This window comes from Geodermatophilus sp. SYSU D00700 (assembly GCF_054050255.1).
On sequence record NZ_JBJGZA010000039.1, the window covers coordinates 1 to 23,824 of the forward strand.

At 75.7% G+C, this 23,824-nt stretch carries 22 protein-coding genes; 9 read left to right on the forward strand and 13 right to left on the reverse strand.

Annotated features, from left to right (window positions below; translation table 11 throughout):
- Positions 1–107: 107 nt before the first annotated feature.
- Genes ACI79V_RS20370 through ACI79V_RS20380 form a run of 3 tightly spaced genes read right to left on the reverse strand, consistent with a single transcriptional unit; the run spans position 108 to position 1,188 of the window.
- Positions 108–296, reverse strand: coding sequence for a hypothetical protein (locus ACI79V_RS20370; protein ID WP_456892188.1), 189 nt, complete (start codon positions 294–296; stop codon positions 108–110).
- The gene (locus ACI79V_RS20375; RefSeq protein ID WP_456892190.1) at positions 293–829 is read right to left on the reverse strand and encodes a PIG-L deacetylase family protein; all 537 of its coding nucleotides are present in this window, start codon (positions 827–829) and stop codon (positions 293–295) included. The genes ACI79V_RS20370 and ACI79V_RS20375 overlap by 4 nt, the downstream gene beginning before the upstream one ends.
- Positions 826–1,188 carry a DoxX family protein gene (locus ACI79V_RS20380; protein WP_456892193.1) on the reverse strand — a complete coding sequence of 121 codons (363 nt, stop codon included), beginning with the start codon at positions 1,186–1,188 and terminating at the stop codon, positions 826–828. The genes ACI79V_RS20375 and ACI79V_RS20380 overlap by 4 nt, the downstream gene beginning before the upstream one ends.
- Positions 1,189–1,212: 24 nt before the next feature.
- Here ACI79V_RS20380 and ACI79V_RS20385 point away from each other — a divergent pair, with 24 nt between their 5' ends.
- A complete protein-coding gene (locus tag ACI79V_RS20385; protein WP_456892195.1) occupies positions 1,213–1,965 on the forward strand; it encodes a sulfite exporter TauE/SafE family protein in 753 nt (250 codons plus the stop codon).
- A 3-nt stretch (positions 1,966–1,968) separates the two neighbouring features.
- On the opposite strand, the gene nadA is transcribed toward ACI79V_RS20385, so the two are convergent.
- The 9 genes from nadA to ACI79V_RS20430 form a co-directional block, all read right to left on the reverse strand.
- Positions 1,969–3,000, reverse strand: a complete 1,032-nt coding sequence (nadA, locus tag ACI79V_RS20390) for a quinolinate synthase NadA (RefSeq protein WP_456892197.1) — start codon at positions 2,998–3,000, stop codon at positions 1,969–1,971.
- Positions 3,001–3,120: 120 nt separating this feature from the next.
- The gene (locus ACI79V_RS20395) at positions 3,121–3,711 is read right to left on the reverse strand and encodes a dihydrofolate reductase family protein (protein WP_456892199.1); all 591 of its coding nucleotides are present in this window, start codon (positions 3,709–3,711) and stop codon (positions 3,121–3,123) included.
- A gap of 166 nt (positions 3,712–3,877) precedes the next feature.
- Positions 3,878–4,972, reverse strand: a complete 1,095-nt coding sequence (locus ACI79V_RS20400) for a bifunctional RNase H/acid phosphatase (protein WP_456892201.1) — start codon at positions 4,970–4,972, stop codon at positions 3,878–3,880.
- Positions 4,969–5,709, reverse strand: coding sequence for a zinc ribbon domain-containing protein (locus ACI79V_RS20405; RefSeq protein ID WP_456892203.1), 741 nt, complete (start codon positions 5,707–5,709; stop codon positions 4,969–4,971). Before ACI79V_RS20405 ends, ACI79V_RS20400 begins: the two co-directional genes overlap by 4 nt.
- A gap of 9 nt (positions 5,710–5,718) precedes the next feature.
- Positions 5,719–7,362 (reverse strand): monocarboxylate uptake permease MctP, encoded by a 1,644-nt coding sequence (gene mctP / locus ACI79V_RS20410; RefSeq protein WP_456892205.1) that lies wholly within the window; start codon positions 7,360–7,362, stop codon positions 5,719–5,721.
- A 3-nt stretch (positions 7,363–7,365) separates the two neighbouring features.
- The gene (locus tag ACI79V_RS20415; protein WP_456892207.1) at positions 7,366–7,650 is read right to left on the reverse strand and encodes a DUF3311 domain-containing protein; all 285 of its coding nucleotides are present in this window, start codon (positions 7,648–7,650) and stop codon (positions 7,366–7,368) included.
- Positions 7,651–7,664: 14 nt separating this feature from the next.
- Positions 7,665–8,513 (reverse strand): Nif3-like dinuclear metal center hexameric protein, encoded by an 849-nt coding sequence (locus ACI79V_RS20420; RefSeq protein ID WP_456892209.1) that lies wholly within the window; start codon positions 8,511–8,513, stop codon positions 7,665–7,667.
- 16 nt (positions 8,514–8,529) lie between these two features.
- On the reverse strand, positions 8,530–9,015 hold the full coding sequence (locus ACI79V_RS20425) for a GNAT family N-acetyltransferase (protein WP_456892211.1): 486 nt from the start codon (positions 9,013–9,015) through the stop codon (positions 8,530–8,532).
- 4 nt (positions 9,016–9,019) lie between these two features.
- Positions 9,020–9,478 carry a DUF2867 domain-containing protein gene (locus ACI79V_RS20430; RefSeq protein WP_456892213.1) on the reverse strand — a complete coding sequence of 153 codons (459 nt, stop codon included), beginning with the start codon at positions 9,476–9,478 and terminating at the stop codon, positions 9,020–9,022.
- Between the two features lie 99 nt (positions 9,479–9,577).
- On the opposite strand from ACI79V_RS20430, the gene ACI79V_RS20435 reads away from it, so the two are divergent.
- The 8 genes from ACI79V_RS20435 to ACI79V_RS20470 all read left to right on the forward strand — a co-directional run bounded on the left by ACI79V_RS20435 (position 9,578) and on the right by ACI79V_RS20470 (position 22,906).
- Positions 9,578–10,180: a TetR/AcrR family transcriptional regulator gene (locus ACI79V_RS20435; RefSeq protein ID WP_456892215.1), complete on the forward strand. Its 603-nt coding sequence runs from the start codon at positions 9,578–9,580 to the stop codon at positions 10,178–10,180.
- Positions 10,181–10,402: 222 nt separating this feature from the next.
- Positions 10,403–12,355: an FUSC family protein gene (locus ACI79V_RS20440; protein ID WP_456892217.1), complete on the forward strand. Its 1,953-nt coding sequence runs from the start codon at positions 10,403–10,405 to the stop codon at positions 12,353–12,355.
- Positions 12,356–12,410: 55 nt separating this feature from the next.
- Positions 12,411–13,409, forward strand: coding sequence for an alpha/beta fold hydrolase (locus ACI79V_RS20445; protein ID WP_456892219.1), 999 nt, complete (start codon positions 12,411–12,413; stop codon positions 13,407–13,409).
- 110 nt (positions 13,410–13,519) lie between these two features.
- Complete coding sequence (locus ACI79V_RS20450; RefSeq protein ID WP_456892221.1) at positions 13,520–14,929, forward strand: WS/DGAT/MGAT family O-acyltransferase; 1,410 nt, start codon at positions 13,520–13,522, stop codon at positions 14,927–14,929.
- A gap of 38 nt (positions 14,930–14,967) precedes the next feature.
- A complete protein-coding gene (locus ACI79V_RS20455) occupies positions 14,968–15,975 on the forward strand; it encodes an NAD-dependent epimerase/dehydratase family protein (RefSeq protein WP_456875842.1) in 1,008 nt (335 codons plus the stop codon).
- 128 nt (positions 15,976–16,103) lie between these two features.
- Positions 16,104–18,353, forward strand: coding sequence for a glycerol-3-phosphate 1-O-acyltransferase (locus ACI79V_RS20460; protein ID WP_456892223.1), 2,250 nt, complete (start codon positions 16,104–16,106; stop codon positions 18,351–18,353).
- Positions 18,350–21,301 carry a wax ester/triacylglycerol synthase family O-acyltransferase gene (locus ACI79V_RS20465; RefSeq protein ID WP_456892225.1) on the forward strand — a complete coding sequence of 984 codons (2,952 nt, stop codon included), beginning with the start codon at positions 18,350–18,352 and terminating at the stop codon, positions 21,299–21,301. Before ACI79V_RS20460 ends, ACI79V_RS20465 begins: the two co-directional genes overlap by 4 nt.
- A gap of 69 nt (positions 21,302–21,370) precedes the next feature.
- A complete protein-coding gene (locus tag ACI79V_RS20470; RefSeq protein ID WP_456892227.1) occupies positions 21,371–22,906 on the forward strand; it encodes a long-chain-fatty-acid--CoA ligase in 1,536 nt (511 codons plus the stop codon).
- On the opposite strand, the gene ACI79V_RS20475 is transcribed toward ACI79V_RS20470, so the two are convergent.
- Positions 22,881–23,792: an alpha/beta fold hydrolase gene (locus tag ACI79V_RS20475; protein ID WP_456892229.1), complete on the reverse strand. Its 912-nt coding sequence runs from the start codon at positions 23,790–23,792 to the stop codon at positions 22,881–22,883. The two genes, ACI79V_RS20470 and ACI79V_RS20475, sit on opposite strands and share 26 nt — an antisense overlap.
- Between the last annotated feature and the right edge of the window lie 32 nt (positions 23,793–23,824).

The window sequence follows — 23,824 nt, forward strand, 5'->3', positions numbered from 1 at the left end:
CTCCAGGGGCCGCCCACACCCCGGGGGCCCCGACCACCCCCCGCGCGGGGTGGGCGCCCCCCGCGCGGGGAGGGCGGCCGCCCCGTGCGCGTCGAGGAGCGCCGCGGTCAGCCGCCGTAGAGCACGAAGCCGGCCACCCGGCGCCCCGCGTCGTCGGCCGGGGTCGCCATCTCGACCTGTCGCCGTGCCTGCTCCTCGACCGGGTCGTCCGACAGCGCCTGCAGGTAGCGCCGGTGCTCGGCCAGCGAGGCCACCGCCCGGTCGACGACGGCGGTCACGTCGACGGTGTGGGTCACCCCCACGGGCGTGGAGACGGCGGTCCACGCACGCCCTGCCACGGCTCCGGGTCGGCCAGTTCGGGGAAGATCCACTCGTTCGCCGCGTCGCCCACGGCGTCGAGCACCGCGCGGCCCAGCACCCTGTGGTCGGCGCTGTTCCAGTACGCGGGCGCGGTGCCCGGCGGCGTCCAGGTGTCCCCGAAGTGCATCGTCACCACCAGCTCCGGCCGGTGCCGGCGGATCGCCGCGGCCAGCGACCGCCGCAGGTCCAGACCCTCGACCAGCCGGCCGTCGGGATGGCCGAGGAACTCCACCACCGAGACGCCCGCCACCGCCGCGGCCGCCCGCTGCTCCCGCTCACGCAGCGGCCCGGCCGCCTCCGGCGGCAGACCGGCGATGCCGGCCTCCCCGCTGGTGGCCAGCACGTAGCGCACGTCGCGCCCGGCGGAGGTCCACGCGGCGACGGCGGCCGCGCAGCCGTACTCGATGTCGTCGGGGTGGGCGACGACGACCAGCGCGCGCTCCCAGTCCTCCGGCAGCGGCTGGGTCACGCCCGCCCCCGGGCCACGCGCAGCGCCGCGGCGATCATCGGCACCTGCAGCGGCAGCCGCACCACCCCGGCCGCCAGCAGCGCCGGCCGCCCGCGCGCCACCCGCAGGTGGTGCAGGTGCGCGGGCAGGAACGACGCCAGCAGGACCGCGGCCGCCCAGCCCCCGGCCCGCCGGCTCGGCGACGCGGACAGCAGCGCGGCGGTGGCCACCTCGGCGACCCCGCTGCCCAGCACCCAGCCGCGCGCGTCCCCGAGCTCCGGTGGCACCAGCCACTCGTAGGTCCGCGGCCGCACCAGGTGCAGCACGCCGGAACCGCCCAGGGCGGCGGCCAGCCAGGTCGCGGGCGCGGGCGGTCGCATGCGGCCACCGTAGGCTGCCGCTCCGTGCCCGTCGCCGACCTGCTCGTCGCCGCCGCGGTGGCGCTGGCCGCGGGCGTCGTCAACTCCATCGCCGGCGGCGGCTCGCTGATCCTCTTCCCCACCCTGGTGGCGCTGGGCCTGCCGACCGTCGCGGCCAACGTGACCAACTCGGTCGCGCAGTGGCCCGGTTACCTCGGCGGGATGGCCGGGTTCCGCCGCGAGTACGCCGGCCAGGGCGGGCGGCTGGCCCGCCTCGGCGTCGTCTCGGTCCTGGGCGGGACGGCGGGCAGCGTGCTGCTGCTCACCACACCCAGCGCGGCCTTCGACGTCGTCGTCCCGGTGCTGGTGCTCCTGGCCAGCCTGCTGCTGGCCGTGCAGCCGCTGGTCACCCGCCGGCTGCGCGACCGGGACGGCGCCACGGTGCGCGACCCGCGGTGGCTGTACTTCGCGCTGTTCCTCGCCACCGCCTACGGCGGCTACTTCGGCGGGGCGCTGGGCGTGATCCTCGTCGCCGTCCTCGGCACGGCGCTGCACCGGCTGCCGCTGGCCAACGCGCTGAAGTCGGCGCTGTCCGCGGTGACGGCGACGGTCACGCTGGTGGTGTTCGGGCTCTTCGGCCCGGTCGCCTGGCAGGTGGTCGCCGTCGCGGCGCCGACGAGCCTGGTGGGCGGCTTCGCCGGCGCTCGCATCGCCAGCCGCATCCCCGCGACGCCACTGCGGGTGCTCATCGTCGTCTTCGGCGTCGTGGTGTCGGTGTACCTGTTCAGTCGGATCTGAGGGTCATTCGCCGCCGCGGCCGGGCTCGCCGATGGCGATCATCGCCTCCACGGCCCGGCGGGCACGGGCGGCGGTGTCCGGGTCGACGTCCACCGCGCCCTCACCGGTGCGCAGCGTGTGCAGCAGCTTGGCCGGGGTGATCATCTTCATGTAGCGGCAGGCCGCGCGCTCGTTCATCGGGATGAACGCCGTCCCGCTGTTCAGCGAGCGCAGCTGGTGCAGGATGCCGACCTCGGTGGCCACCAGCACCTGGCCCGACGACGTCCGCGCCGCCGCCTCGACCATGCCGCCGGTGGAGAGCACGCGGGTGCGGTCGGCGGGCAGGTCGCCGTGGCTGACCAGGTCGAGCACCGAGGTGGTGCAGCCGCACTCGGGGTGCACGAGGATCTCCGCGTCGGGGTGCGCGGCCACCTGCGCCCGCACGTCGGCCGGGCTGATGCCGGCGTGCACGTGGCACTCCCCCGCCCACACGTGGATGTTCGACCGGCCGGTCACGCGCTTGACGTGCGCGCCGAGGAACTGGTCGGGGCAGAACAGGATCTCCCGGTCCTCGGGGATCGAGCGGATGACGTCGGCGGCGTTGGACGACGTGCAGCAGATGTCGGTCTCTGCCTTCACCGCGGCGGTGGTGTTCACGTAGCTGACGACGACGGCGCCGGGGTGTTCGGCCTTCCACTCGCGCAGCTGCTCGGCGGTGATCGAGTCGGCCAGCGAGCAGCCGGCGGCGTGGTCGGGCAGGAGCACCGTCTTGTCCGGCGAGAGGATCTTCGCCGTCTCGGCCATGAAGTGGACGCCGCAGAAGACGATCTCCCGTGCGTCGGTCTGCGCCGCGACCCGGGAGAGGTAGAGCGAGTCGCCGGTGAAGTGGGCGACGTCCTGGATCTCGGGCACCTGGTAGTTGTGCGCGAGCACGACCGCGCCGCGCTCCTCGGCCAGCCGGCGGACCTCGGCGGCCCAGGTCTCGAACTCGGCGGGCGACAGGGTGCGCTCGTCACCGATGGCGGCGGGGGCGGCGGGCGCGGAGGTCGCGGTCACGGGGGCTCCTCGGAGGGGAAGGGGCTCTCATGGTGCCCCGCCCGGCGTCCGGTGCGGCAGCGTGGGGTCGCCGGGGCGGGCCGTTCGGTGCAACACCCGCCCGCCCAGCCCGCTTCCCCGTCAGCGCCGCACGTCGTAGACCAGGTGGGTCACCCGCCTGCCCTGGACCACCTGGGGGTCCTCGAACTGGATCTCCGGCGGGCCACCGGCGCCGAAGTACGGCTTGCCCGAGCCCAGGACCACCGGGACGAGGGCGAGCACCACCCGGTCGACCAGGCCCGCCCGCAGCGCCTGCCCACCGACGTCCCCGGCGCTGACCGTGACGTCGCGGTCCCCGGCGAGCTCCCGGGCCCGCTCGATCCCGGTCCGCACGTCGGGCACGAAACTGAACGGCGCGGTGCCCAGGTGCGGCCAGCCGTCGGCGGGCCGGTGGGTGACCACGACGACGTGCTCGCCGCTGGGTGGCACGCCCTCCCAGCCGTTGGTGATGTCGAACAGCCGGCGCCCGCAGACCATGACGCCCACCCCGGATGCCACGGCCTGCATGAACTCCGCCGTCTCCTCGGTCACGCGGAAGGGCCGGTCCGGGTCGCTGAAGGTCATCTCGACGTCGCCGTTCTGGTACCAGTCGAACAGCGGCCCGGGCATGTCGTCGTCCCTGCCGACGAACCCATCGAGCGACACCGCCGCGAACAGCACGACCCGTCCCATCGCCTGCCTCCTCGCTCGCGGCCCCCGGACGGGGCCGGCTGCAGTGGAGACCGCCCCGACGTGTTCAACTCATCGGTTGAACACGTTCCGCGCGAGATCGGCGCTCTCGTGGCGATCACGCGCTGATGGCCACGAGACCGCCGATGTCGTGGCGGGGGGCGGCACCTCAGCGCAGGTGCGACGTGTCGTTGACCAGCCGGACCGACGTGCGGCCGTCGGAGCTCCACGCCACCGTCGACAGCGCCGCGGCCTCGAGGAACACCCGGTGCACCACCTCGTCGCCGACGCCGAGGCCCGCGGCCAGCAGCAGCTTGATCGGCGTCACGTGGCTGACCACGAGCACGGTCCGCCCGGCGTGCCGCTCCAGCAGCCGCGCCCGCGCCCGGGCCACCCGCCGGGACACGTCGGCCACCGACTCACCACCCGGCGCGGCCACCGTCACGTCGGCCGCGAACCGCCGGACCGCGAGCGGGTGCCGCTGCCGCGCCTCGGTGGCGGTCAGCCCCTCGAGGTCGCCGAAGTCGAGCTCGGCGAGGTCGTCGTCGACCTCGACGTCGAGGCCGAGCGCGGCGGCCACCACCCCGGCGGTCTCCCGGGTGCGGCGCAGCGGGGAGGCGACGACCACCTCGATGCCCAGCTCCTTGGCGCGGACGGCGGCCGCCTCGGCCTCGGCCCGCCCGGTGGCCGACAGCGGCAGGTCGTTGCGGCCGCTGTACCGGCGTTCGGGGGTGTGCTCGGTCTGCCCGTGCCGCAGCAGGTGGGTGACCGTGGTGACGACGGGAGCGGGCTCGGCGGCGGGCTGGACGTCGTCGGCCACGACCGCGGGCTCGGCGACGGCGTCGCGGTGCACCGGCCGGCCGTCCATCGCGCTGTTGGCCAGCGCGTCGGCGGCGCCGTTCTGCGCGCGCGGCACCCAGGTGTAGCGGACCCGGCCCAGCTGGCGGGCGATGTCGCGGGCCTGCACGGCCAGCTTCTGCATGTCCGGGTGCTTGATCTTCCAGCGGCCCGACATCTGCTCGACGACGAGCTTGGAGTCCATCCGCACCTCGACGTCGGCGCCCGGGTGGAGGTCGAGCGCGGCCTGCAGCCCGGCCACCAGGCCGCCGTACTCGGCCACGTTGTTGGTGGCCCGGCCGACCGCGGCGGCCCGCTCGGCCAGCACCCGGCCGGTGTCCGCGTCGCGGACCAGCGCGCCGTACCCGGCCGGGCCGGGGTTGCCGCGCGAGCCGCCGTCGGCCTCGACGACCAGCCGGCGCGTCACAGGCCCGACTCGGCGGTGCGCACCAGGATCCGGCCGCAGTTCTCGCAGCGGACCACCTCGTGCGGGTCGGCGTTGCGGACGGCGGCCAGCTCCTTGCCGAACAGCTCGATCCGGCACCCCTGGCACTGGCGGGCCTTGAGCACCGCCGCGCCGGTGGTGCCCGTCTGGGCGCGGATGCGGTCGTAGAGCGCCAGCAGCGCGTCGGAGATGCCGACGGCGATCTCGGCGCGGGCGGCCTCGTGGCGGGCGGTGGCGTCGGCGATGTCGGCGAGGGCGTCGTCGCGGAGCTGCTCGGCCCGCTCACGGTCGGCGACGGCCGAGGCGCGGCCCTCCTGGGCGGCGACCAGGGCGGCGTCGGCGGTCTCGCGGCGCTCCATCAGCTCGAGCACCTGGTCCTCGAGGTCGGACTGGCGCCGGCCGAGCGAGGCCAGCTCCGACTGCAGCGAGGTGATCTCCTTCGCCGTCACCGCGCCGGAGTCGATCCGGGACCGGTCGCGCGCCGCCCGCTGCCGGACGGTCTCGACGTCGGCCTCCAGCCGCTTCTGGTCCCGGTCGAGGTCACGCACCTCGGTGTCGGCGCGCACCTCGGCCTCGGAGAAGGTCCGCTCGGCCTCCGCCGCGGCGTCGACGGCGGCGATCTCCGGCAGCGTCCGCTTCCGGTGGGCGAGCTGGGTGAGCGCGACGTCCTCGTCGGCCAGCGCCAGGAGCTTCTGCTGCTCGAAGTGGTCGGCCTTCACCCGGCCAACCTACCTTCGGCCGGGGCGCCCTCCCGTCGTGCCGGGCGGGGCGGACTCCAGCGGGTCGGGCAGCTCGCGGAACGTCGGGTCCTCCCGCTCGGCGGTGTAGTCGGTGTCCTCCGTCCCGTCGACGCCGTCGTCGACCCGGGCCGCGCGCAGCGCCACCGTGACCAGCACGGTGACCAGCAGGTTGACCAGCAGCGCGAGCAGGCCGGTGTACACGGTGTAGGTGGTGTCCAGGCCCAGCTTCGACAGCGCGAACGACGACCCGCCGAAGTGCTCGCGCACCACCGTCCCGTCCGGGCCGAGCCGGGGGGTGTTGTAGAGCATCAGCAGGCCGGCGGTCATGCCGGCGACCCAGCCGGCGATCAGCCCGCCGCGGTGCATCCACCGGGTGTAGAGGCCCAGCGCCACCGACGGCAGCGTCTGCAGGATGATCACGCCGCCGATGAGCTGCAGGTCGATGGAGAACTGCGGGTCGATGAAGAGGATGGCCGCCACGGCGCCGAACTTCACGACCAGCGACACGATCTTGGCGACCTGCGCCTCCTGCCGCGGGGTGGCGTCCTTCTTGAGGAACTCCTTGTAGATGTTGCGGGTGAACAGGTTGGCCGCGGCGATCGACATGATCGCCGCCGGCACCAGCGCGCCGATGCCGATGGCGGCGAAGGCGATGCCGGCGAACCAGCTCGGGAACATCTCCTGGAACAGCACCGGGACGACCGTGTTGCCGTCCTCGCCGATCGGCGTCACGCCGGCCGCGATCGCCATGAAGCCCAGCAGCGCGATGAAGCCCAGCGCCAGGCTGTAGACCGGCAGCGCGCTCATGTTGCGCTTGAGCACGTCGCGGTTGCTGGCCGCCAGCAGCCCGGTGATCGAGTGCGGGTAGAGGAACAGTGCCAGCGCCGAGCCCAGCGCCAGGGTGGCGTAGCCGAGCTGGCCGCTGGCCGGGAGCAGCAGGCCCGCCCCCGTGCCGGCGGAGAACTTCTCCTCCGCGGCGCCGAAGATCGCGTCCCACCCGCCGAGCTTCGACGGGATGACGATGACCGCCACGATGATCGTCAGGTAGATCAGCGTGTCCTTGACGAAGGCGATCAGCGCCGGCGCCCGCAGCCCGGAGTTGTACGTGTAGAGCGCCAGGATCACGAACGCGACGATGAGCGGCAGCTCGCCCTCGACGCCCATCGCCTTGAGGATCGCCTCGATGCCGACCAGTTGGAGGGCGATGTAGGGCATCGTCGCGACGATCCCGGTGAGGGCCACCAGCAGCGCCATCGTCGGGGAGTCGAACCGGGAGCGCACGAAGTCGGCCGGGGTGACGAAGCCCCGCACGTGGCTCACCGACCACAGCCGGATCACCACCAGGAACACCAGCGGGTAGATGACCACGGTGTAGGGGACGGCGAAGAAGCCGGCGGCACCGGCCCCGAACATGAGCGCGGGGACGGCGACGAAGGTGTAGGCGGTGTAGAGGTCACCGCCGAGCAGGAACCAGGTGATCCAGGTGCCGAAGTTGCGCCCGCCCAGCCCCCACTCGTCGAGGTGCATGAGGTTCTCCGCGCGCCGCCAGCGCGAGGCGACGAACCCCAGGACGGTGACGACGAGGAACAGGACGATGACGATCGACAGCTCGACGACGTTGACCCCGTCCACGGCTCAGCGCTCCCTGTCCCGCTCGACGGCGGCGCGGGCGGCGGCCCGCTCGGCCGGGCTGCGCCGGGTGGCCCGGTAGACGACCACGGTGGTCAGCACGCCGAGGCCGACGAACGCCAGCTGCAGCCAGTAGAAGAGCGGCCAGCCGAACAGGGTCGGCTCGACGCTGTTGTAGAGGGGCACCAGCAGCGGTACCACGATCGGCACCAGCAGCAGCCAGTTCCACGGGCTGCGGTCGCTCCGCCGGGGGACCGCACCCCCTGACGGCGGTCGTTGGGCGGTGGCCACGGCGTCCTCCCGTCTCAGCCGGCCGCGCTGGCCGGGTCCCCTCCTGCCGACCGGCCCCGGTGCACCGTCCAGGGGTCCGTGCGGTGCCGCGAGGCGGCGGCCCCGACCCTGCCGGACAGGTCCGCGGCCAGCACCTCGGCGGCCACGGGCACCCAGGGCCACTCGGTCGCGAAGTGTGCCACGTCACACAGCGCCGGGCCCCTCGACTCCTGGGACTCCGACACCGGGTGGTGCCGCAGGTCGCTGGTGAGGAACACGTCGGCCCCCGCGGCCGCCGCCTCGGGCAGCAGCGAGCCGCCGCTGCCCCCGCAGACGGCGACCGTGCGCACCGGCCGGTCCGGGTCGCCGGCCGCGCGGACCCCGCCCTCGGTGGCCGGCAGCACCGCGGCGGCGTGCGCGGCGAAGGCGGCCAGCGTCGTCGGCTCGGCCAGCTCGCCGACCCGGCCGAGGCCCTGGCGGGAGCCGGGCGCGGCCGGCTGCAGCGGCCGGGTGCCGGTCAGCCCGAGGACGGCGGCGAGCGCGTCGTTGACGCCGACGTCGGCGGCGCGGTCGGCGTTGGTGTGCGCCACGAACAGCCCGCAGCCGGCGCGCACCAGCCGGTGCACCAGCCGGCCCTTCGGGTCGTCGGCCGGGACGCCGTGCACCGGGGTGAGGAACAGCGGGTGGTGGGTCACCAGCAGCTGCGCGCCACGTTCGACCGCCTCGTCGACGACGGCGGCCACGGGGTCGACGGCGACCAGCACCCGCTCCACCGGCTCGGCGGGGTCGCCGCACACCAGGCCGACGGCGTCCCAGCTCTCCGCGAGCGCGGGGTCGTAGCGGGCCTCCAGCGCGGCGACGACCTCGCCCAGGGTGGCGGTCACGGGCGCCGACCCTAGGTCAGACGGAGCGGCCCATCACGACGCGGCGGCCGTGGACCGCGAGGCCCATCGCCGCCTCCCGGTCGACCAGCGCCGCCAGCTCCGGCCCGGGGTCGGTGATCTCGGTGAAGCCGCGCACGGCGTACCACGGCGCGTTCCACGGCACGTCGGCGTAGGTGGTCAGCGTGACCCGTGCCGCCCCGGCCTCCCGCGCGGCCCGCACGGCGGCGTCGAGCAGGGCGGTGCCGAGCCCGCGCCGTCCCGCCGACGGGTGCACCGAGAGCTGTTCGAGGTGCACGTCGCCGTCCACCCGCTCCAGGACGGCGAACCCGGTGGCCGGGCGGCCGGCGACCAGCACCCGCCAGGCGGCCGCCCGCTCCTGCGGGGTCTGCGGCGGCGGGAGGTCGGCGAAGCCCAGCGGCTCGAACAGGGCGTCCGCGGCGGCCTCGATGCCGGGGAGCAGCTCGAGGTCGGCCGGCTCCGCGACGCGCACGTCGGCGTCCACGCCGTCAGGCCGCCGTCGGGGCCGAGTGCTCCACCATGCGCCGCAGCATGCCGGGCACCACCCGCGCGTGGAACGGGCGGACCGCCGCGAAGTACGCCCGGCCCAGGGCGTTGTGCCGCCGGACGACCGTGACGGCGACGAGCTCGTGCCCGTCCGCGGCGGGGCGCACGTGCAGGACCAGCCGGAAGTCCAGGTGCCGGTCGTCGACGCCGAGCACCACCGTGTCCGCGGCGGTCGAGTGCACGGGGAAGATCCCCGTCGGCCCGGTGCGCAGACCCAGGGGCCGGACCACCAGCGTCCGCACGGCCATGAGCGCCCGCACCCACGCCGGGACGGCGGCCGGGCCGAACGCGGCGAGCCAGTCGCGGACGTCGGTCGAGGCCCCCGCCGGGACGGGCGCGGCGAAGGCGTCGGCGAAGTCGGCGCCGTCGAGGGCCGCGGCGGCGACCATTCCCGGTGGCACGGCGACCGCGCGCGGGCGGGGCCTCGCGACTGCTGCACCGGGGGTCACGGGCCACCTCCGTACGCTGCCGTATGGCCGTCCGTACCGTAGCGTACGGACGTGCCCCCACGGGAGAGGTTGTCGGCGGAGGACTGGGCCCGGGCGGCGGTGGAGGCGCTGGGCCGTGGCGGCCTGGCCGCGGTGGCCGTCGAGCCCCTCGCCACCCGCCTCGGGGCGACCAAGGGCAGCTTCTACTGGCACTTCGCCAGTCGTGACGCCCTCGTCGACGCCGCCCTGGAGCTGTGGGAGCGGGCGCACACCGACGCCGTGATCGCCGACCTCGACCGGCTGGCCGACCCCCGCGAGCGGCTCCGCGCGCTGGCCGGCCACACGCTCGACCACGCCGGCGGCGGTGACCCCGTCGCCTCGCTGCTGCGCGACGTGGATGACCCGCGCGTCGTCCGGGTGCTCGCCGCGGTCACCCGGCGCCGGGTGGAGTACGTGCGCGCGCTGCTCGTCGATCTCGGCGTCCCGCCCGCGGAGGCCGGGCGCCGGGCGACCCTCGCCTACGCGGCATACGTGGGCTGGTGGCAGGTGCGCGCCGTCGCGCCGGAGCTGGCCCCGGCGGGCGAGGCGTCGGAGCGCCACGCGCGGGTCCTGCTGGAGGTCCTGCTGCCCGGGGACCGGCCGGGGGCCTGGGCCGACGCCGACCGTCCTGGCTGACCCCGGCGCACTCCGGCTCACCGCAGCGGGTCATCCCTGACCGCAGCGCGTCCTCCCGCACCGCAGCGCGTCCTCCCGCACCGCAGCGCGTCCTCCCGCACCGCAGCGCGTCCTCCCGCACCGCAGCGCGTCCTCCCGCACGTCCCACCGTGAGGGAGGACGCCGCACGATCAGGTCACCTGATCCCGGCGGCCCTCCGCCCCAGGTGAGACGCTGCCGGACGTGGCGGACCGGTCGCTGCGCGCCCCGGCGTGGCTCGAGGAGCTGGTGCGCACCTCTCCCCCGCCGGTGCCGTGGCGCGACGTCGCACGGTTCGCCGTCACCGTGCCCGCCCCGCTGGCCCTGGCGCTCGCCGTCGGCGGGGAGGCGGCCCTCGGCGCCGGGGTCTTCGCCACCACCGGGGCGCTCGCGGCCACCCTGGCCCCGCAGGGCGGACCGCGGCGCGACCGGTTGCGCCGCACCGCGGCCGCCGTCGGCCTGGGCGCGGTCGGCCTCGTCGCCGGGCAGTACGCGGCCGGGGGCGGGGTCCTGCCGGTGGTCGTCGTCGCGCTGCTGGCGCTGGCCGCGGCGCTGATCAGCGGGATCGGCTCGGCGGCGTCCCTCGGCGCGCTGCAGCTGCTCATCTACACGGCCTTGGCGTCGGGCCTGGTGACGCCGCTGTCCCCGGCGGTGGAGGTGGCGTGGTTCGCGGCCGGCGCGGCGTGGGCGACCCTGGCCACCGTCGTGCAGGCGGCGACCGAGCCCAGCGACCCCGACCGCAGCGCGGTGGCCGCCGTCCTCACCCGTATCGCCGGGCTGCTCACCGCCGTCGGCACCGAGGAAACCGACGACGCCCGTCGCGACCTGACCACCGCGCTCAACGACGCCTACGACCGGGTGATCCGCAGCCGCAGCCTCGCGGCGGGGCGCAACCGGGAGCTCGCCGAGCTGGCCGGGGTGCTCAACGCCACCGCGCCGCTGGTCGAGGCGGCCGTCGCCTCGGCCCGCGCCGGCGTGCACGCCGACCCGCACGACGTCACCGCGGTGCACGCGCTCGCCGCCGCGGTGACCGGGAGCCGCGAGCTGCCCCCCGCGCGGCCGCCGTCCCTCGAGGAGGGGCCGGCGCAGCGCCGCGCGGTGCGGCACGGGGTGCGGCTGGCCTGGGCGGTGGTCGGCGACCCGGAGGAGCGGGCGGGGGCCGCCGTCGACCCCGCGCGGCCGTCCTGGCGGGAGCGGCTGCGCGACCTCGCCGACCGCACGCTCGGCAGCGCCGACACCCGCGACTTCGCCCTGCGCCTGGTGCTGTGCATGACGATCGCCGAGGTCGCCCGCCAGCTGCTGCCCATCGAGCGGCCCTACTGGGTGCTGCTCACCGTGGCGATCGTGCTCAAGCCCGACTACGGCTCGGTGTTCACCCGGGCGGTCCAGCGCGGCGCCGGCACGCTGCTCGGCGTCCTCATCGGCTCGCTGCTGCTGTCGGTCCTGCCGCGCGACGGCTGGGTGGTGGTCGCAATGGCCGTCGCGGCCGGGCTGCTGCCGTGGGCGCGTGGCGCCAACTTCGGCCTGTTCTCGGTGTTCCAGACGCCGGTGATCATCCTGCTGCTCGACCTCGCCGACCCCGGCGGTCCGGGCCTGGTCGGCGCCCGGCTGGTCGACACCCTCATCGGCTGCGCGATCGTGCTGGTCGCCGGCTACCTGGCCTGGCCCTCGACCTGGCGGGCCCCGCTGGACGAGGCGCTGCGCGCGGCCGCGTTGGCCCTCGACGCGTTCGTCGGCGCGGCCTTCGGCGGCGACCCCACGACCCGGCGGCGGTCGCGGCGGCGCACCTACCGGGCGCTGACCGAGCTGCACACCCAGCTGCAGCGCCGGCTGGCCGAGCCGCCGCCGGTGAGCACCCGCGCCGCGGCGTGGTGGCCGGTCATCGTGCAGCTCGAGCGCACCGCCGACGCGGTCACCGAGGCGGTCATCGCCGTCGGCCAGGGCGGTCCCTCCCCCGACCCGGACCAGGTGGCGGTGCTGCGCCGCGCGCTGCGCGAGCTGGAGGACGACGTCCGCGCGCACCGGCCGCCCGACGACGCCGAGATCCTCGCCGACGGCGTGCTCGCCCCGGTGGCGCGCGAGGTCGACGCCGCCCGCCGGCTCGTCCGCGACGCCGCACCCGGCCGCCGCGCCGAGGACGTCACCCGCCGCGGCTGAGAGACGGCCGTCACTCCCGGTTGCCGGGACCGCGCCGCGCGCCTGTCATGGACGGATGCGCCGCCGCCGACGGACCCCCGCGCCTGTCCCCCGCATCCCGGCCGTTCCCGGCATCGACGGTCCCCCACCGCCGGGATCGCGCACCGTCCGCACCGACGACGGCGTCGACCTGCACGTCGAGTTCGACGGCCCCGAGGCCGCGCCGCTGACCGTGGTGTTCTGCCACGGGTTCACCGCCCGCCTCGGCGAGTGGGAGCTGCAGCGGCAGGCGGTCCGCGACCGCGCGCGGCTCGTGCTGTGGGACCACCGCGGGCACGGCCGGTCGGGCTGGGCCGCCCCGACGACGGCGACGATCGACCGCACCGCCCGCGACCTGGGTCAGGTCCTCGACGCCGTCGTCCCGGCCGGGCCGGTGGTGCTCGCCGGGCACTCGATGGGCGGGATGACGATCATGGCGCTGGCCCGGCAGCGGCCGGAGCTGTTCGGCACCCGCGTCGTCGGGGCGTTCCTGCTGGCCACCTCCGCGGGCGGGCTGGTCTCCGCCGGCCTGCTCGGCACGGTGGTCCGGGTGATGCGGGCACTGCGGCTGCTGCCGCTGTACCTGTGGTGGCTGCGGCTGCTCGCCCCGCTGCTCGAGCGCTACCGGCGCCGCGGCACCCGGATCGGCCACCGTTTCATGCGCACGTACCTGTTCGGCAGGGACGACGCGACCCCCGAGGCGGTGCGGGCCGTGCAGGAGATGCTCGAGGAGACGCCGCTGACGATCACCATGGCCTTCTACGGCACGTTCCTCGACCACGACGAGACCGCGGCGCTGCCGGTGCTCGGCCGGGTGCCGGTCACCGTCGTCGCCGCGGAGCACGACCGGCTGACCCCGGCCGCACACGGCCGCCGGCTGGCCGAGCTGCTGGGGCCGCGCGCCGAGCTCCTCGTCGTCCCCGGCGCCGGGCACAGCGTCAACCTCACCCGCACCGCGGTCGTCGACGCCGCGCTCGTCGCCCTCCTCGACCGGGTGGGGACGGCTGGCTCCGGCGAGGCCCGGCAGGCAGGCTGAACCCGACCGGTGCCCACCGTGTCCCGCGCTCCACGCCCGTGTTACGCCGGGCGACCTGCGGGACAGGTACCGGACGAGACCGTCTCGTCGAGCCCGAGGAGTGACCCCCCGTGGACCGCCTGAGCGCCACCGATGCCGGCTTCTACTACGCCGAGACCGAGAACGCGCCGCTGCACGTGGGCTCCGTGGCCGTGTTCGAGGGCCCGGCACCGTCCTACGGCGACCTGGTGCGGCTGCTGCTGAGCAAGCTGCCGCTGGTGCCGCGGTACCGGCAGCGGGTGCGCGAGGTGCCGCTCAACCTGGGCCGGCCGCTGTGGGTCGACGACCCGCACTTCCAGATCCTCTACCACGTGCGGCACACCGCCCTGCCGAAGCCGGGCGGGCGGGAGCAGCTGCGCAACCTCGCCGGGCGCGTGCTCGGCCAGCGGCTGGACATGGCCAAGCCGCTGTGGGAGGTGTGGCTGGTCGAGGGCCTGGAGGACGACCGCTGGGCGATCATCTCCAAGGTCCACCACTGCATGGTCGACGGCGTCGCCGGCACCGACCTGATGCAGGTCATGTTCGACCTCGACCCCGAGGCCGAGCACGCGGCGCCGCGGGACTGGACACCGCAGCGCAGCCCCTCGGGCCTGGCGATGGCGGCCGGCGCGGTGGCCGAGACGGTCACCACGCCGCTGCGCCAGCTCACCTCGCTGCCCGGCCCGCAGGCGGTGACCGGCAGCGCGCGGAGCCTGGTCAAGGGCGCCCGCGCGGCGGCGGCCGGGCTGCCCACGCTGGCCCGGCAGGCGCTCACCCCGTTGGCCCGCACGCTCACCGGCCCGATCGGCCCCCACCGGCGGTGGGCGTGGGCCGACGCCGAGCTCACCGAGCTCAAGACCGCGCGCACCGCGCTCGGCGGCACCGTCAACGACGTCGTGCTCACCGCGATCACCCGCGGCTTCCGCGACCTGCTGCAGGGCCGCGGCGCACTCGGCGGGGACACCGTCGTGCGCACCATGGTCCCGATCTCCGTGCGCAGGGAGGACGAGCGGGGAGCGCTGAACAACCAGGTGACGGCGGTGTTCGTCGACCTGCCCGTCGGCGAGCCCGACCCGCTGGCCCGGCTGACCTCGATCCGGCGGCAGATGGACGAGTACAAGCAGACGATGCAGGCGGTCGACGCCCGGTCGATCATCGCGATGGGCGACTACGTGTCCCCCACGCTGCTCTCCCTGGGGGTGCGGGCGGCGGCACAGGGCGGGCAGATGTGGTGCCAGGCGGTGACCACCAACGTCCCCGGACCGCGCGTCCCGCTCTACGTGCTCGGCCGGCGCATGGTCTCGTCGTACCCGTACGTGCCCATCGCCGGCGGCACCCGGATCTCCATCGGCATCTTCAGCTACCTCGACTCGATGACGTTCGGGATCAACACCGACTTCGACGCCTTCCCCGACGTCGACGTGCTCTCCGAGGGGATCCGCCGCGGGGTCGACGAGCTCGTCGGGCTGGCGCAGGGCCAGCAGGCAGCGGCGGCCCGGTGAACCGGTTGCGGCCGGGAGGGGTCGGGTAGCCGAACGGCGTGACCGCACCCGAGAAGGACCTGACCGTCGCCGTCACCGGCCCCACCGGAACCTTCGGAGAGGGGCTGGTGCCCCTCCTGCAGGCCGACGACCGGGTGGAGCGGGTCGTGGGCATCGCCCGCCGGCCCTTCGACCCGGCGGCCCGCGGCTGGACGAAGATGGAGTACCGGCAGGGCGACGTGCGCGACACCGCCGCGCTGCGCGAGGCCTTCGCCGGTGCCGACGTCGTCGTGCACCTGGCGTTCCTCATCACCGGCAACGCCTCCCGCCAGACGACCCGCGCCATCAACGTCGACGGCACGCTCAACGCCTTCCGGGCCGCCGCGGCGGCCGGTGCGCGCCGGTTCGTCTACGCCTCCTCGCTCGCCGCCTACGGCTTCCACCCGGACAACCCGGTGGGCATGACCGAGGACTGGCCGGTGCGCCCGGCGTCGCGGCTGTTCTACGCGCAGGAGAAGGCCGAGCTCGAGCAGCTGCTGCAGGCCGAGGCGGAGGCGCACCCGGAGCTGTCCCTGTACCTGCTGCGCCCGCCGGTGGTGCTCGGCCCGCACACCGTGGGAGCCAAGGACCTGCTGCCCGGCCCGCTGGCCCCGCTCGGGCGCTGGCTGGCCGAGCAGAGCACCCGGCGGCTGCCGGTGCCGGTCCCGGTCGCGGTGCCGGCCCTGCCGCTGCAGTTCGTGCACGAGGACGACGTCGGGCAGGCGCTGCTGCAGTGCGTCGTGGCCGCCGGCCCGCCCGGGGCCTACAACATCGCCGGTGACGGCGTCCTGACCGCCGCCGACGTCGCCCGCGAGTACGGCGCCCTCCCGCTGCCGCTGCCCGCGGCGCCGGCGCAGCTGGCCGCGCGGGCGGTGTCGCGGCTGCCGTTCCTGCCGCCGGCGGCCGAGTGGGTGGAGGCGGCCAGCCACCCGGCGATCATGGACACGACCAAGGCCCGCGAGCAGCTGGGCTGGCGGCCGCGCTACACCGGCCTGGAGGCGCTGCGCTCCACCCTCCGCTCGGGGTGAGCGCGGCTTCCGCCCGGGACGCCGGACCGGCAGGCTCGGCGTCCCGCGGGCGGAGCCGCGACCGCCGCCGGCCGGTGACCCGGCAGCCCCCCCGAGCAGGCCGGCGACGAGACCGCAGAGAGGTGCACATGACCAGGCTGGTGGACGCCGACGTCCCGACCATCGTGCTGGCCGACGTGACCAGCGAGGTGGAGCGCCGGCTGGTCGCCGAGGCGCTGCCCGCCGACGGCGACCGCGTGACCGTGCTGCCGCTGCACGGCACGGCCCTGCACGAGGCCCTCGACGGGGCCTCCCCGGACACCGTGGTCACGGCGGTCCGGGTGGCGTGGGCGCCGCGCCGTCCGTCCGCCCCGGCCCCGGGCCGCAGCCGGCGCGGGCGGCTGCACGACGCCCGCCCCTCGCTGCTGCGCCGTCCCCCGGCCGCCCTGCAGGCCGCCGCGCTGCGCCGCGACCCCGAGCGCGCCCGGGTGGTGGTCGCGGAGCCGGCCACCGTGGCCGAGCTGACCTGCCGCTGGGACGGCGGCGGGGCGCTGCCCGACTTCGTCGCCCAGCAGGCCGAGCTGGCGCTGGACCGGGCCGAGCGTTCGGTGGTCGGCGACCGGGCCAAGGTGCCGCGGCACGTGGCCGAGGCCATCCAGTACAGCCCCGAGTTCCGCGGCGAGGTGGCCGCCCTCGCCGAGCGCCTGGAGCGCCCGGAGGAGGAGGTCTACGCCGAGGCGGTCGAGGACCTCGGCAGCCTGGTCGCGGCGATGGACCCGATGGCCGTCGAGCTGTTCACCGCGCTGCTGCGCCCGGTCCACGCCCGCGCCTGGGACGTGCAGGCCGACACCGCGCGGCTCGACGACCTGCGCGAGCTCAACCGGCGGCACCCGCTGGTGTTCCTGCCCAGCCACCGGTCCTACGTCGACCCGCTGGTGCTCGCCGACGTGCTCGCCGCGCACGACTTCCCGCGCAACCACGTGCTGGGCGGGGACAACCTGCGCTTCTGGCCGGTCGGGCCGATCGCCAAGCGTGCCGGGCTGGTGTTCATCCGCCGCAGCTTCGGCGACGACCAGGTCTACAAGCTCGCCGTCCGGGAGTACTTCGCCTTCCTGCTGGCCAAGCGGTTCAACCTCGAGTGGTACATGGAGGGCGGCCGGACCCGCACCGGGAAGCTGCGCCCGCCCCGGCACGGGCTGCTGCGCTACGTGGCCGACGCCGTCGAGCGGGGCCGGGTCGACGACGTCTACGTCGTCCCGGTGTCGATCACCTACGACCAGCTGCGCGAGGTCACCGGCATGGCCGCCGAGCAGGGCGGTGCCGCCAAGCGCGGCGAGGGGCTGTCGTGGATGGCCTCCTACATCCGCGAGCAGGTGCGCACCCCGCTGGGCACGGTGCACGTCGGGTTCGCCGAGCCGCTGTCGCTCGCCGCGGCGCTGCGCAACGGCGCCGACCCGGCCGACCCCGACGCCCGCCGGCTGACCCTGCAGAAGGTCGCGTTCCAGGTCGCCGTCGGTATCAACGCGGTCACCCCTGCGACGGCGACGGCGCTGGTCACCCTGGCGCTGCTCGGCGTGCGCGACCGCGCGCTGACGCTGGGCCAGGTGCAGCGGGTGCTCGAGCCGCTGCTGGCCTACCTGACCGAGACCGGCCGCCCGCACTCGGGCTCGGCGCTGGCCACCGCCCAGGGCGTGCAGCGCGTGCTCGGTGCGCTCGCGCAGCAGGGCGTGGTCACCGTCTACGAGGGCGGCGAGGAGCCGGTCTACGCCATCGAGCGCGGCCAGCACCTGGTCGCCGCCTTCTACCGCAACAGCGCCATCCACCACGTCGTCGACCGGGCGATCGCCGAGTTGGTGATGCTGCGCGACCCGGTCGACCGGTGGGAGGAGGCCTTCCGGCTGCGCGACCTGCTGAAGTTCGAGTTCTTCTTCCCCGAGCGGGACGCCTACCGCGAGGCGCTGACCGCCGAGCTGGAGCGGCTGGACCCGCACTGGGAGACCGCCGACGGCCGCGAGGTGCTCTGCGGGGCGCCGCTGCTGTTCGCCCACCGGGTGCTGCGCTCGTTCGTCGACGCGCAGCTGGTGGTCGCCGAGCGGCTGGCCGCCCGCGACCCGCGCTCGCCGGTGGTGCAGGCGGACTTCCTCGCCGAGTGCAGCGGCGTGGGGCAGCAGATGCTGCTGCAGGGCCGGCTGCACGGGCCGGAGTCGCTCTCCCGCGAGCTGTTCGCCAGCGCCCTGCAGCTGGCCGCCAACCTCGACCTGGTCGACCCCGGCCGCGAGGAGCTGGCCCGCCGCCGGCAGGAGTGGGCCGCTCAAGTCCGCGACGTCGTCGGCCGAGTAGGAGTGATCGACGAGTTGGACGCCGCGTCGCGGCGGGAGAACGTGGGGGTGGAGCCGTGAGCGCCGACCAGGAGACGGCGACCGGCGGGCTGCGCGAGAACGCCGCGGCGATGGCGCGGAGCAACGTGTGGACCGAGGAGCAGCTGATCGCCGACGTCGAGGCCGCGCCCCCCGGGCCCCGCGTGGGCGCCTTCTTCGACTTCGACGGCACCGTCATCGACGGCTACTCGCTGGCCGCCTTCGCCCGCCACCACCTGCGCTCGCTGGAGGTGACGCCGAACGCGCTGGGGCAGCTGCTGCTGTCCGGCCTGCGCGGGGTCACCACCGAGGAGGACTTCGAGCGGTTCACCGTCCTCGGCATGCGCGCCTGGGCCGGCCGCAGCGAGGACGAGCTGGTCGAGCTCGGGGAGCGGCTGTTCGTCCAGGGCATCGCCGGGTCGCTGTTCCCCGAGGCCTGGCGCCTGGTCACCGCCCACCTCAACGCCGGGCACACCGTCGTCCTGGCCTCCTCGGCCACCCGCTTCCAGGTCGAGCCGGCCGCCCGCGCCCTCGGCGTGGAGCACGTGCTGGTCTCCCCCGTCGAGATCGTCGACGGCGTCTGCACCGGCCGCCCCGGCGGGCCGCTGCTGTGGCGCAAGGGCAAGGCCGCCGCCGTGCGCGCCTTCGCCGAGGAGCACGGCATCGACCTGCTGCAGAGCTACGCCTACTCCAACGGCGACGAGGACGTGCCGTTCCTGCGCACGGTCGGGCGGGCCCGCGCGCTCAACCCCGGCAAGGGGCTCGCCGCCGCCGCCCGCCACTACTCGTGGCCGGTCGCCCGCTTCCGCCGGCGCGGGCAGACCTCGCCGGTCGACCTCGCCCGCACCGTGGCCGGCGTCGGCGGCATGGTCGGCGGCTTCGCCACCGGCCTGGCCGTCGGCGCGCTCAACGGCTCCCGGCGCGAGGCGGTCGACCTGGGCATCACCCTCGCGGGTGAACTCGGCAGCGCGCTGGCCGGCGTCCGGCTCGACGTCCAGGGCGCCGAGCACCTGGCCACCCGGCCGGCGGTCTTCCTGTTCAACCACCAGAGCCAGCTCGACGTCCTGGTGCTGGCGAAGCTGCTGCGCGGCGGGTTCACCGGCGTGGCCAAGAAGGAGCTGGCCCGGACGCCGGGCTTCGGGCTCGCCTTCCGCCTCGCCGACGTCGCCTTCGTCGACCGCGGCGACCCCGCCCAGGCCCGCAAGGCGCTCGAGCCCGCGGTGGAGCGGCTGCGGGAGGGCATCTCGCTGGTCGTCGCGCCCGAGGGCACCCGGTCGGCCACCCCCACCCTCGGCCCGTTCAAGAAGGGCGCCTTCCACGTCGCCATGCAGGCCGGCGTCCCGATCGTGCCGATCGTGCTGCGCAACACCGGCGAGCTGATGTGGCGCGGCGCGACCACCATCCACCCGGGCGTGGTGCAGGTCCGCGTGCTCCCGCCGGTCCCGACCGAGGGCTGGACCGTCGAGCAGCTCGACGAGCGGATCGCCGAGGTGCACGACCAGTACCTGCGCACCCTGGCCAACTGGGGCGGCCGCGGCGAGCGCCCGGTGGTCAGCGAGGAGCCGACCGCCGGCGAGCCCAGCCGCAGCCCCGCGCCGCCGCTGGACTGGGGCAGCGCGCCGGAGATGAACCCGCTGGAGACGGCGATGTGGCGCGCCGAGGTGGCCGACCCGCGGCTGCGCGCCAACGTCGCGCTGCTCGAGCTGCTCGACCCCGCGCCCGACTGGGAGCGGCTGCGCGCCGCCCACGAGTGGGCCTCGCGGATGGTGCCGCGGATGCGCCAGCGGGTGGTGGAGCCGGCGCTGGGCATCGGCACCCCGCGGTGGGTGACCGTGCCCGAGCTCGACCTCGACGCGCACGTGCGGCGGGTCCGGCTGGAGGCCCCCGGCTCGATGCGCCAGCTGCTCGACGTCGTCGGGGAGTTCGTCTCCGCGCCGCTGGACCGCGACCGGCCGCTGTGGCAGGCGATGCTCGTCGAGGGGCTCTCCGACGGTCGGGCCGGCTACGTCGTCAAGACCCACCACAGCACCACCGACGGGCTGGGCGCGGTCCAGCTCATGGGCAAGCTGCACAGCCGCACCGCCGAGCACGACCCGGCCCGCCCCGAGCCGCCCGTCCCCACGCCCGACGACGGCGTCTCGCGCACCGGGCTGCTCACCGAGCAACTGGTCGGCACGGCCCGCTCCGCCCCGCTGGCCGTGCTGCGCCGCGGGGTCGACGCGCTGACCGCGGGCGGGCGGCCCTGGGACCTGGTCGGCTCCGCGCTGGGCTCGGTGCGCTCGGCCGGGCGCACGCTCACCCCGCCGGGACCGGGCTCGACCCTGCTGACCCCACGCGGCGGCGACTGGCACCTCGAGGTCCTCGAGGTACCGCTGGCCGACCTCAAGGCCGGGGCCAGGGCGGCCGGCGGCTCGCTCAACGACGGCTACCTCGCCGCGGTGATCGGCGGGTTCCGCCGCTACCACCAGCGGCACGGGGCACCGCTGGGCACGCTGGCGATCGGCATCCCGATCAGCCTGCGCGCCCAGGACGCGCCCGAGGGCGGCAACCGCTTCACCGGCGCCCGCTTCCCGGCGCCCCTGGACGAGGCCGACCCCACCGTCCGCATCCAGGCCCTCCGCGAGTTCGTCATGTCGGTGCGCGGCGACGCGAGCTCCAGCGTGCTCAACGACCTCCTGGCCCCGACGCTGAGCTGGCTGCCCGCCCCGGTGATCGGCGCGGTCTCCGGCCAGCTGACCAGCGCCAACGACGTCCAGGTGTCCAACGTGCCGGGCGTGACCCACCCGGTCTACATCGCCGGCTCGCGGATCGACCGGATGTACCCGTTCGGCCCGCTCCCCGGCTGCGCGGCGATGATCACGCTGCTGTCGCACGAGGCGCAGTGCTGCATCGGGATCAACGTCGACTCCGCCGCCGTCACCGACCCGGCCGGGCTGGTGGCCGACCTGCAGGCGGGACTGGACGAGGTGGTGGCCCTGGCGGGGGTGTGAGGGGCGGCGGATACGGTACTGGACCGGGAGTAACCCGCGTCACAGTCCCCGTCACCGCCGGGAGCGTCCATGAGCTTCAACCTCGCCACCATCCTGCGGGAGTCCGCCCTCGCCCAGCCGGACAAGCCGATGCTCCGGCTCGGGCCGCTGACCCTCACCTACGGGCAGGTCGACCAGCTCTCGGCGCAGGTCGCCGCGGGGCTGCGGGCCGCCGGGCTGCAGCGCGGCGACACCGTCGCGCTGCAGCTTCCCAACGTGCCGCAGTTCGTGCTCGCCTACTTCGGCGCGCTGCGCGCCGGGCTGACCCTCGTCCCGCTCAACCCGCTGCTCAAGGCGCCCGAGGTGGCCTACCACCTGTCCGACAGCGGGGCACGGCTGCTGGTCACCTTCGACGCGTTCGCCGACGAGGCGGTCAAGGGCGCGGCCGAGGCCGGCGACGTCCGCGTGTACGTGGTGCCCTCCCCCGGTGCGCAGGCGGACTCGCTGCCGGCGGACACCACCCCGTTCGACGCGCTCCTGGCCGGCGGCGCGGGCGCCGACCCGGCCGACGTCGAGCAGATGTCGCCCGACGACACCGCGGTGGTCATCTACACCAGCGGCACCACCGGCCGGCCCAAGGGCGCCGAGCTCACGCACTTCCAGGCGTTCATGGCGGCCACCGTCGCCGCCGACACCTTCCAGTACCGCGACGACGACGTCGGCATGGCGGTGCTGCCGCTGTTCCACGTCTTCGGCCTGTCCAGCGTGATGAACTGCGCGGTCCGCGCCGGGGCGACGCTGGTGCTGGTGCCGCGGTTCGAGGTCGGCGCCGTCCTCGACGCGATGGAGCAGCACCGCGTCACCGTGTTCTGCGGCGTGCCGACGATGTTCGTGGCGCTGATGCACGCCGACCTCAGCGGCCGCGACGTCTCCGCGCTGCGGGTGTGCGTCTCCGGCGGCGCCTCGATCCCCGGCGAGGTGATCAAGGGCTTCGAGGCGGCCTACGGGGCCACGGTCCTGGAGGGCTACGGGCTGTCGGAGACCTGCGCGATCGCCACCTTCAACCGCAGCGCCGAGGAGCGACGGGTGCTCTCGATCGGCAAGCGGCTGTGGGGCTGCGAGGTGCGCGTGGTCGACCCCGACGACCGGGAGCTGCCGCCCGGCCCCGACCACGTCGGCGAGATCGTGCTGCGCGGCCACAACGTCATGAAGGGCTACCTGAACCGGCCCGAGGCCACCGCCGAGGCAATGAAGGGCGGCTGGTTCCACACCGGCGACCTCGGCTACCGCGACGAGGAGGGCTTCTTCTTCATCGTCGACCGCAAGAAGGACCTGGTCATCCGCGGCGGGTTCAACGTCTACCCGCGCGAGATCGAGGAGGTCCTGCACGCCCACCCCGCCGTCCTCGAGGCCGCCGTCATCGGCCGGCCCGACGAGCGGCTCGGCGAGGAGGTCGTGGCCTACGTCAGCCTGCGCGCCGGCGCGTCGGCCGAGCCCGACGAGGTGATCGGGTTCTGCAGGGAACGGCTGGCGGCCTACAAGTACCCGCGCGAGGTGGTCGTGATCGACGAGCTGCCGAAGGGGCCCAGCGGCAAGGTGCTCAAGACCGAGCTGCGGAGCCGCTGACGGCGACCTCCCCCAGCCAGGTCAGCACGAGGTCGGCCAGGCGCTCGGGCACCTGCAGCTGCGGCACGTGCCCGACGCCGGCCATCTCCTCGTACCGCCAGTCCGGGTGCTCGGCGGCGACCTCCCGCGCGGCCGACACCGGCACCAGCCGGTCGCGGTCGCCCTGCACCAGCAGGACCGGGGCGGTCACCCGCGCCATCGCGCTCCGGTAGCGCTGCGGGCGGAGCAGGATCCCCAGCAGCGACCGGGCGGCGACGAGGAAGGCGCGGTCCATGCCGACGACGTCCTCGCGCTGCTCGAGCAGCGCCACCGCCCGGTCGACCACCGGCGCGGGCAGCTCGTCGGGGTCGACGCCGACCAGTCCGAGCATGGTCCGCACACGGGTGAGCGGCGTCTGGCGGGCGCGCCGCACGGACAGCACGCGCTCGCCGACACCCGGGATGGCGTAGAGGGCGAAGGTGGCGGCCACCAGCGGGTCCAGCCGGCGGCGGCCACCGGGCAGGGCCGGGTCGAGGAGCACCAGCGCCCGGACGGCGTCCGGGGCGGCCGCGGCGGTGAACAGCGAGACCATGCCGCCCATCGAGTTGCCCACGAGCACGGCCGGCTCGCCGACCACCTCGCGCAGGAACCGCTGGAGCACGGCCACGTTGGCCGGCACGGTGGCGCGGCGCTCACCGGGCTCGCTGCGGCCGAAGCCGGGCAGGTCCAGCGCCCACACCCGGGCCGACGGCGTCAGCAGCGGGGCGAGCAGGTCCCAGTTGCCGTGCGAGCCGCCCAGTCCGTGCACCAGGACGACGGCGGGACCGTCGTCGGCGCCGCCGTAGTCGACGACGTGGACCGGCCCTCCCAGGTCGACCGTCCTGCTCGTGCCCGGTGCGTGCTCCACTCGCCGTCCTCCCGCCGTCGTCAGCGCCCCGC

Coding starts and splice junctions, on each gene's coding strand:
- ACI79V_RS20395 (WP_456892199.1), bottom strand. CDS start 3,711: ATGGGACGGGTCGTGCTGTTCGCGGCGGTGTCGCTCGATGGGTTCGTC.
- ACI79V_RS20380 (WP_456892193.1), bottom strand. CDS start 1,188: ATGCGACCGCCCGCGCCCGCGACCTGGCTGGCCGCCGCCCTGGGCGGT.
- ACI79V_RS20460 (WP_456892223.1), top strand. CDS start 16,104: ATGACCAGGCTGGTGGACGCCGACGTCCCGACCATCGTGCTGGCCGAC.
- ACI79V_RS20470 (WP_456892227.1), top strand. CDS start 21,371: ATGAGCTTCAACCTCGCCACCATCCTGCGGGAGTCCGCCCTCGCCCAG.
- ACI79V_RS20445 (WP_456892219.1), top strand. CDS start 12,411: ATGCGCCGCCGCCGACGGACCCCCGCGCCTGTCCCCCGCATCCCGGCC.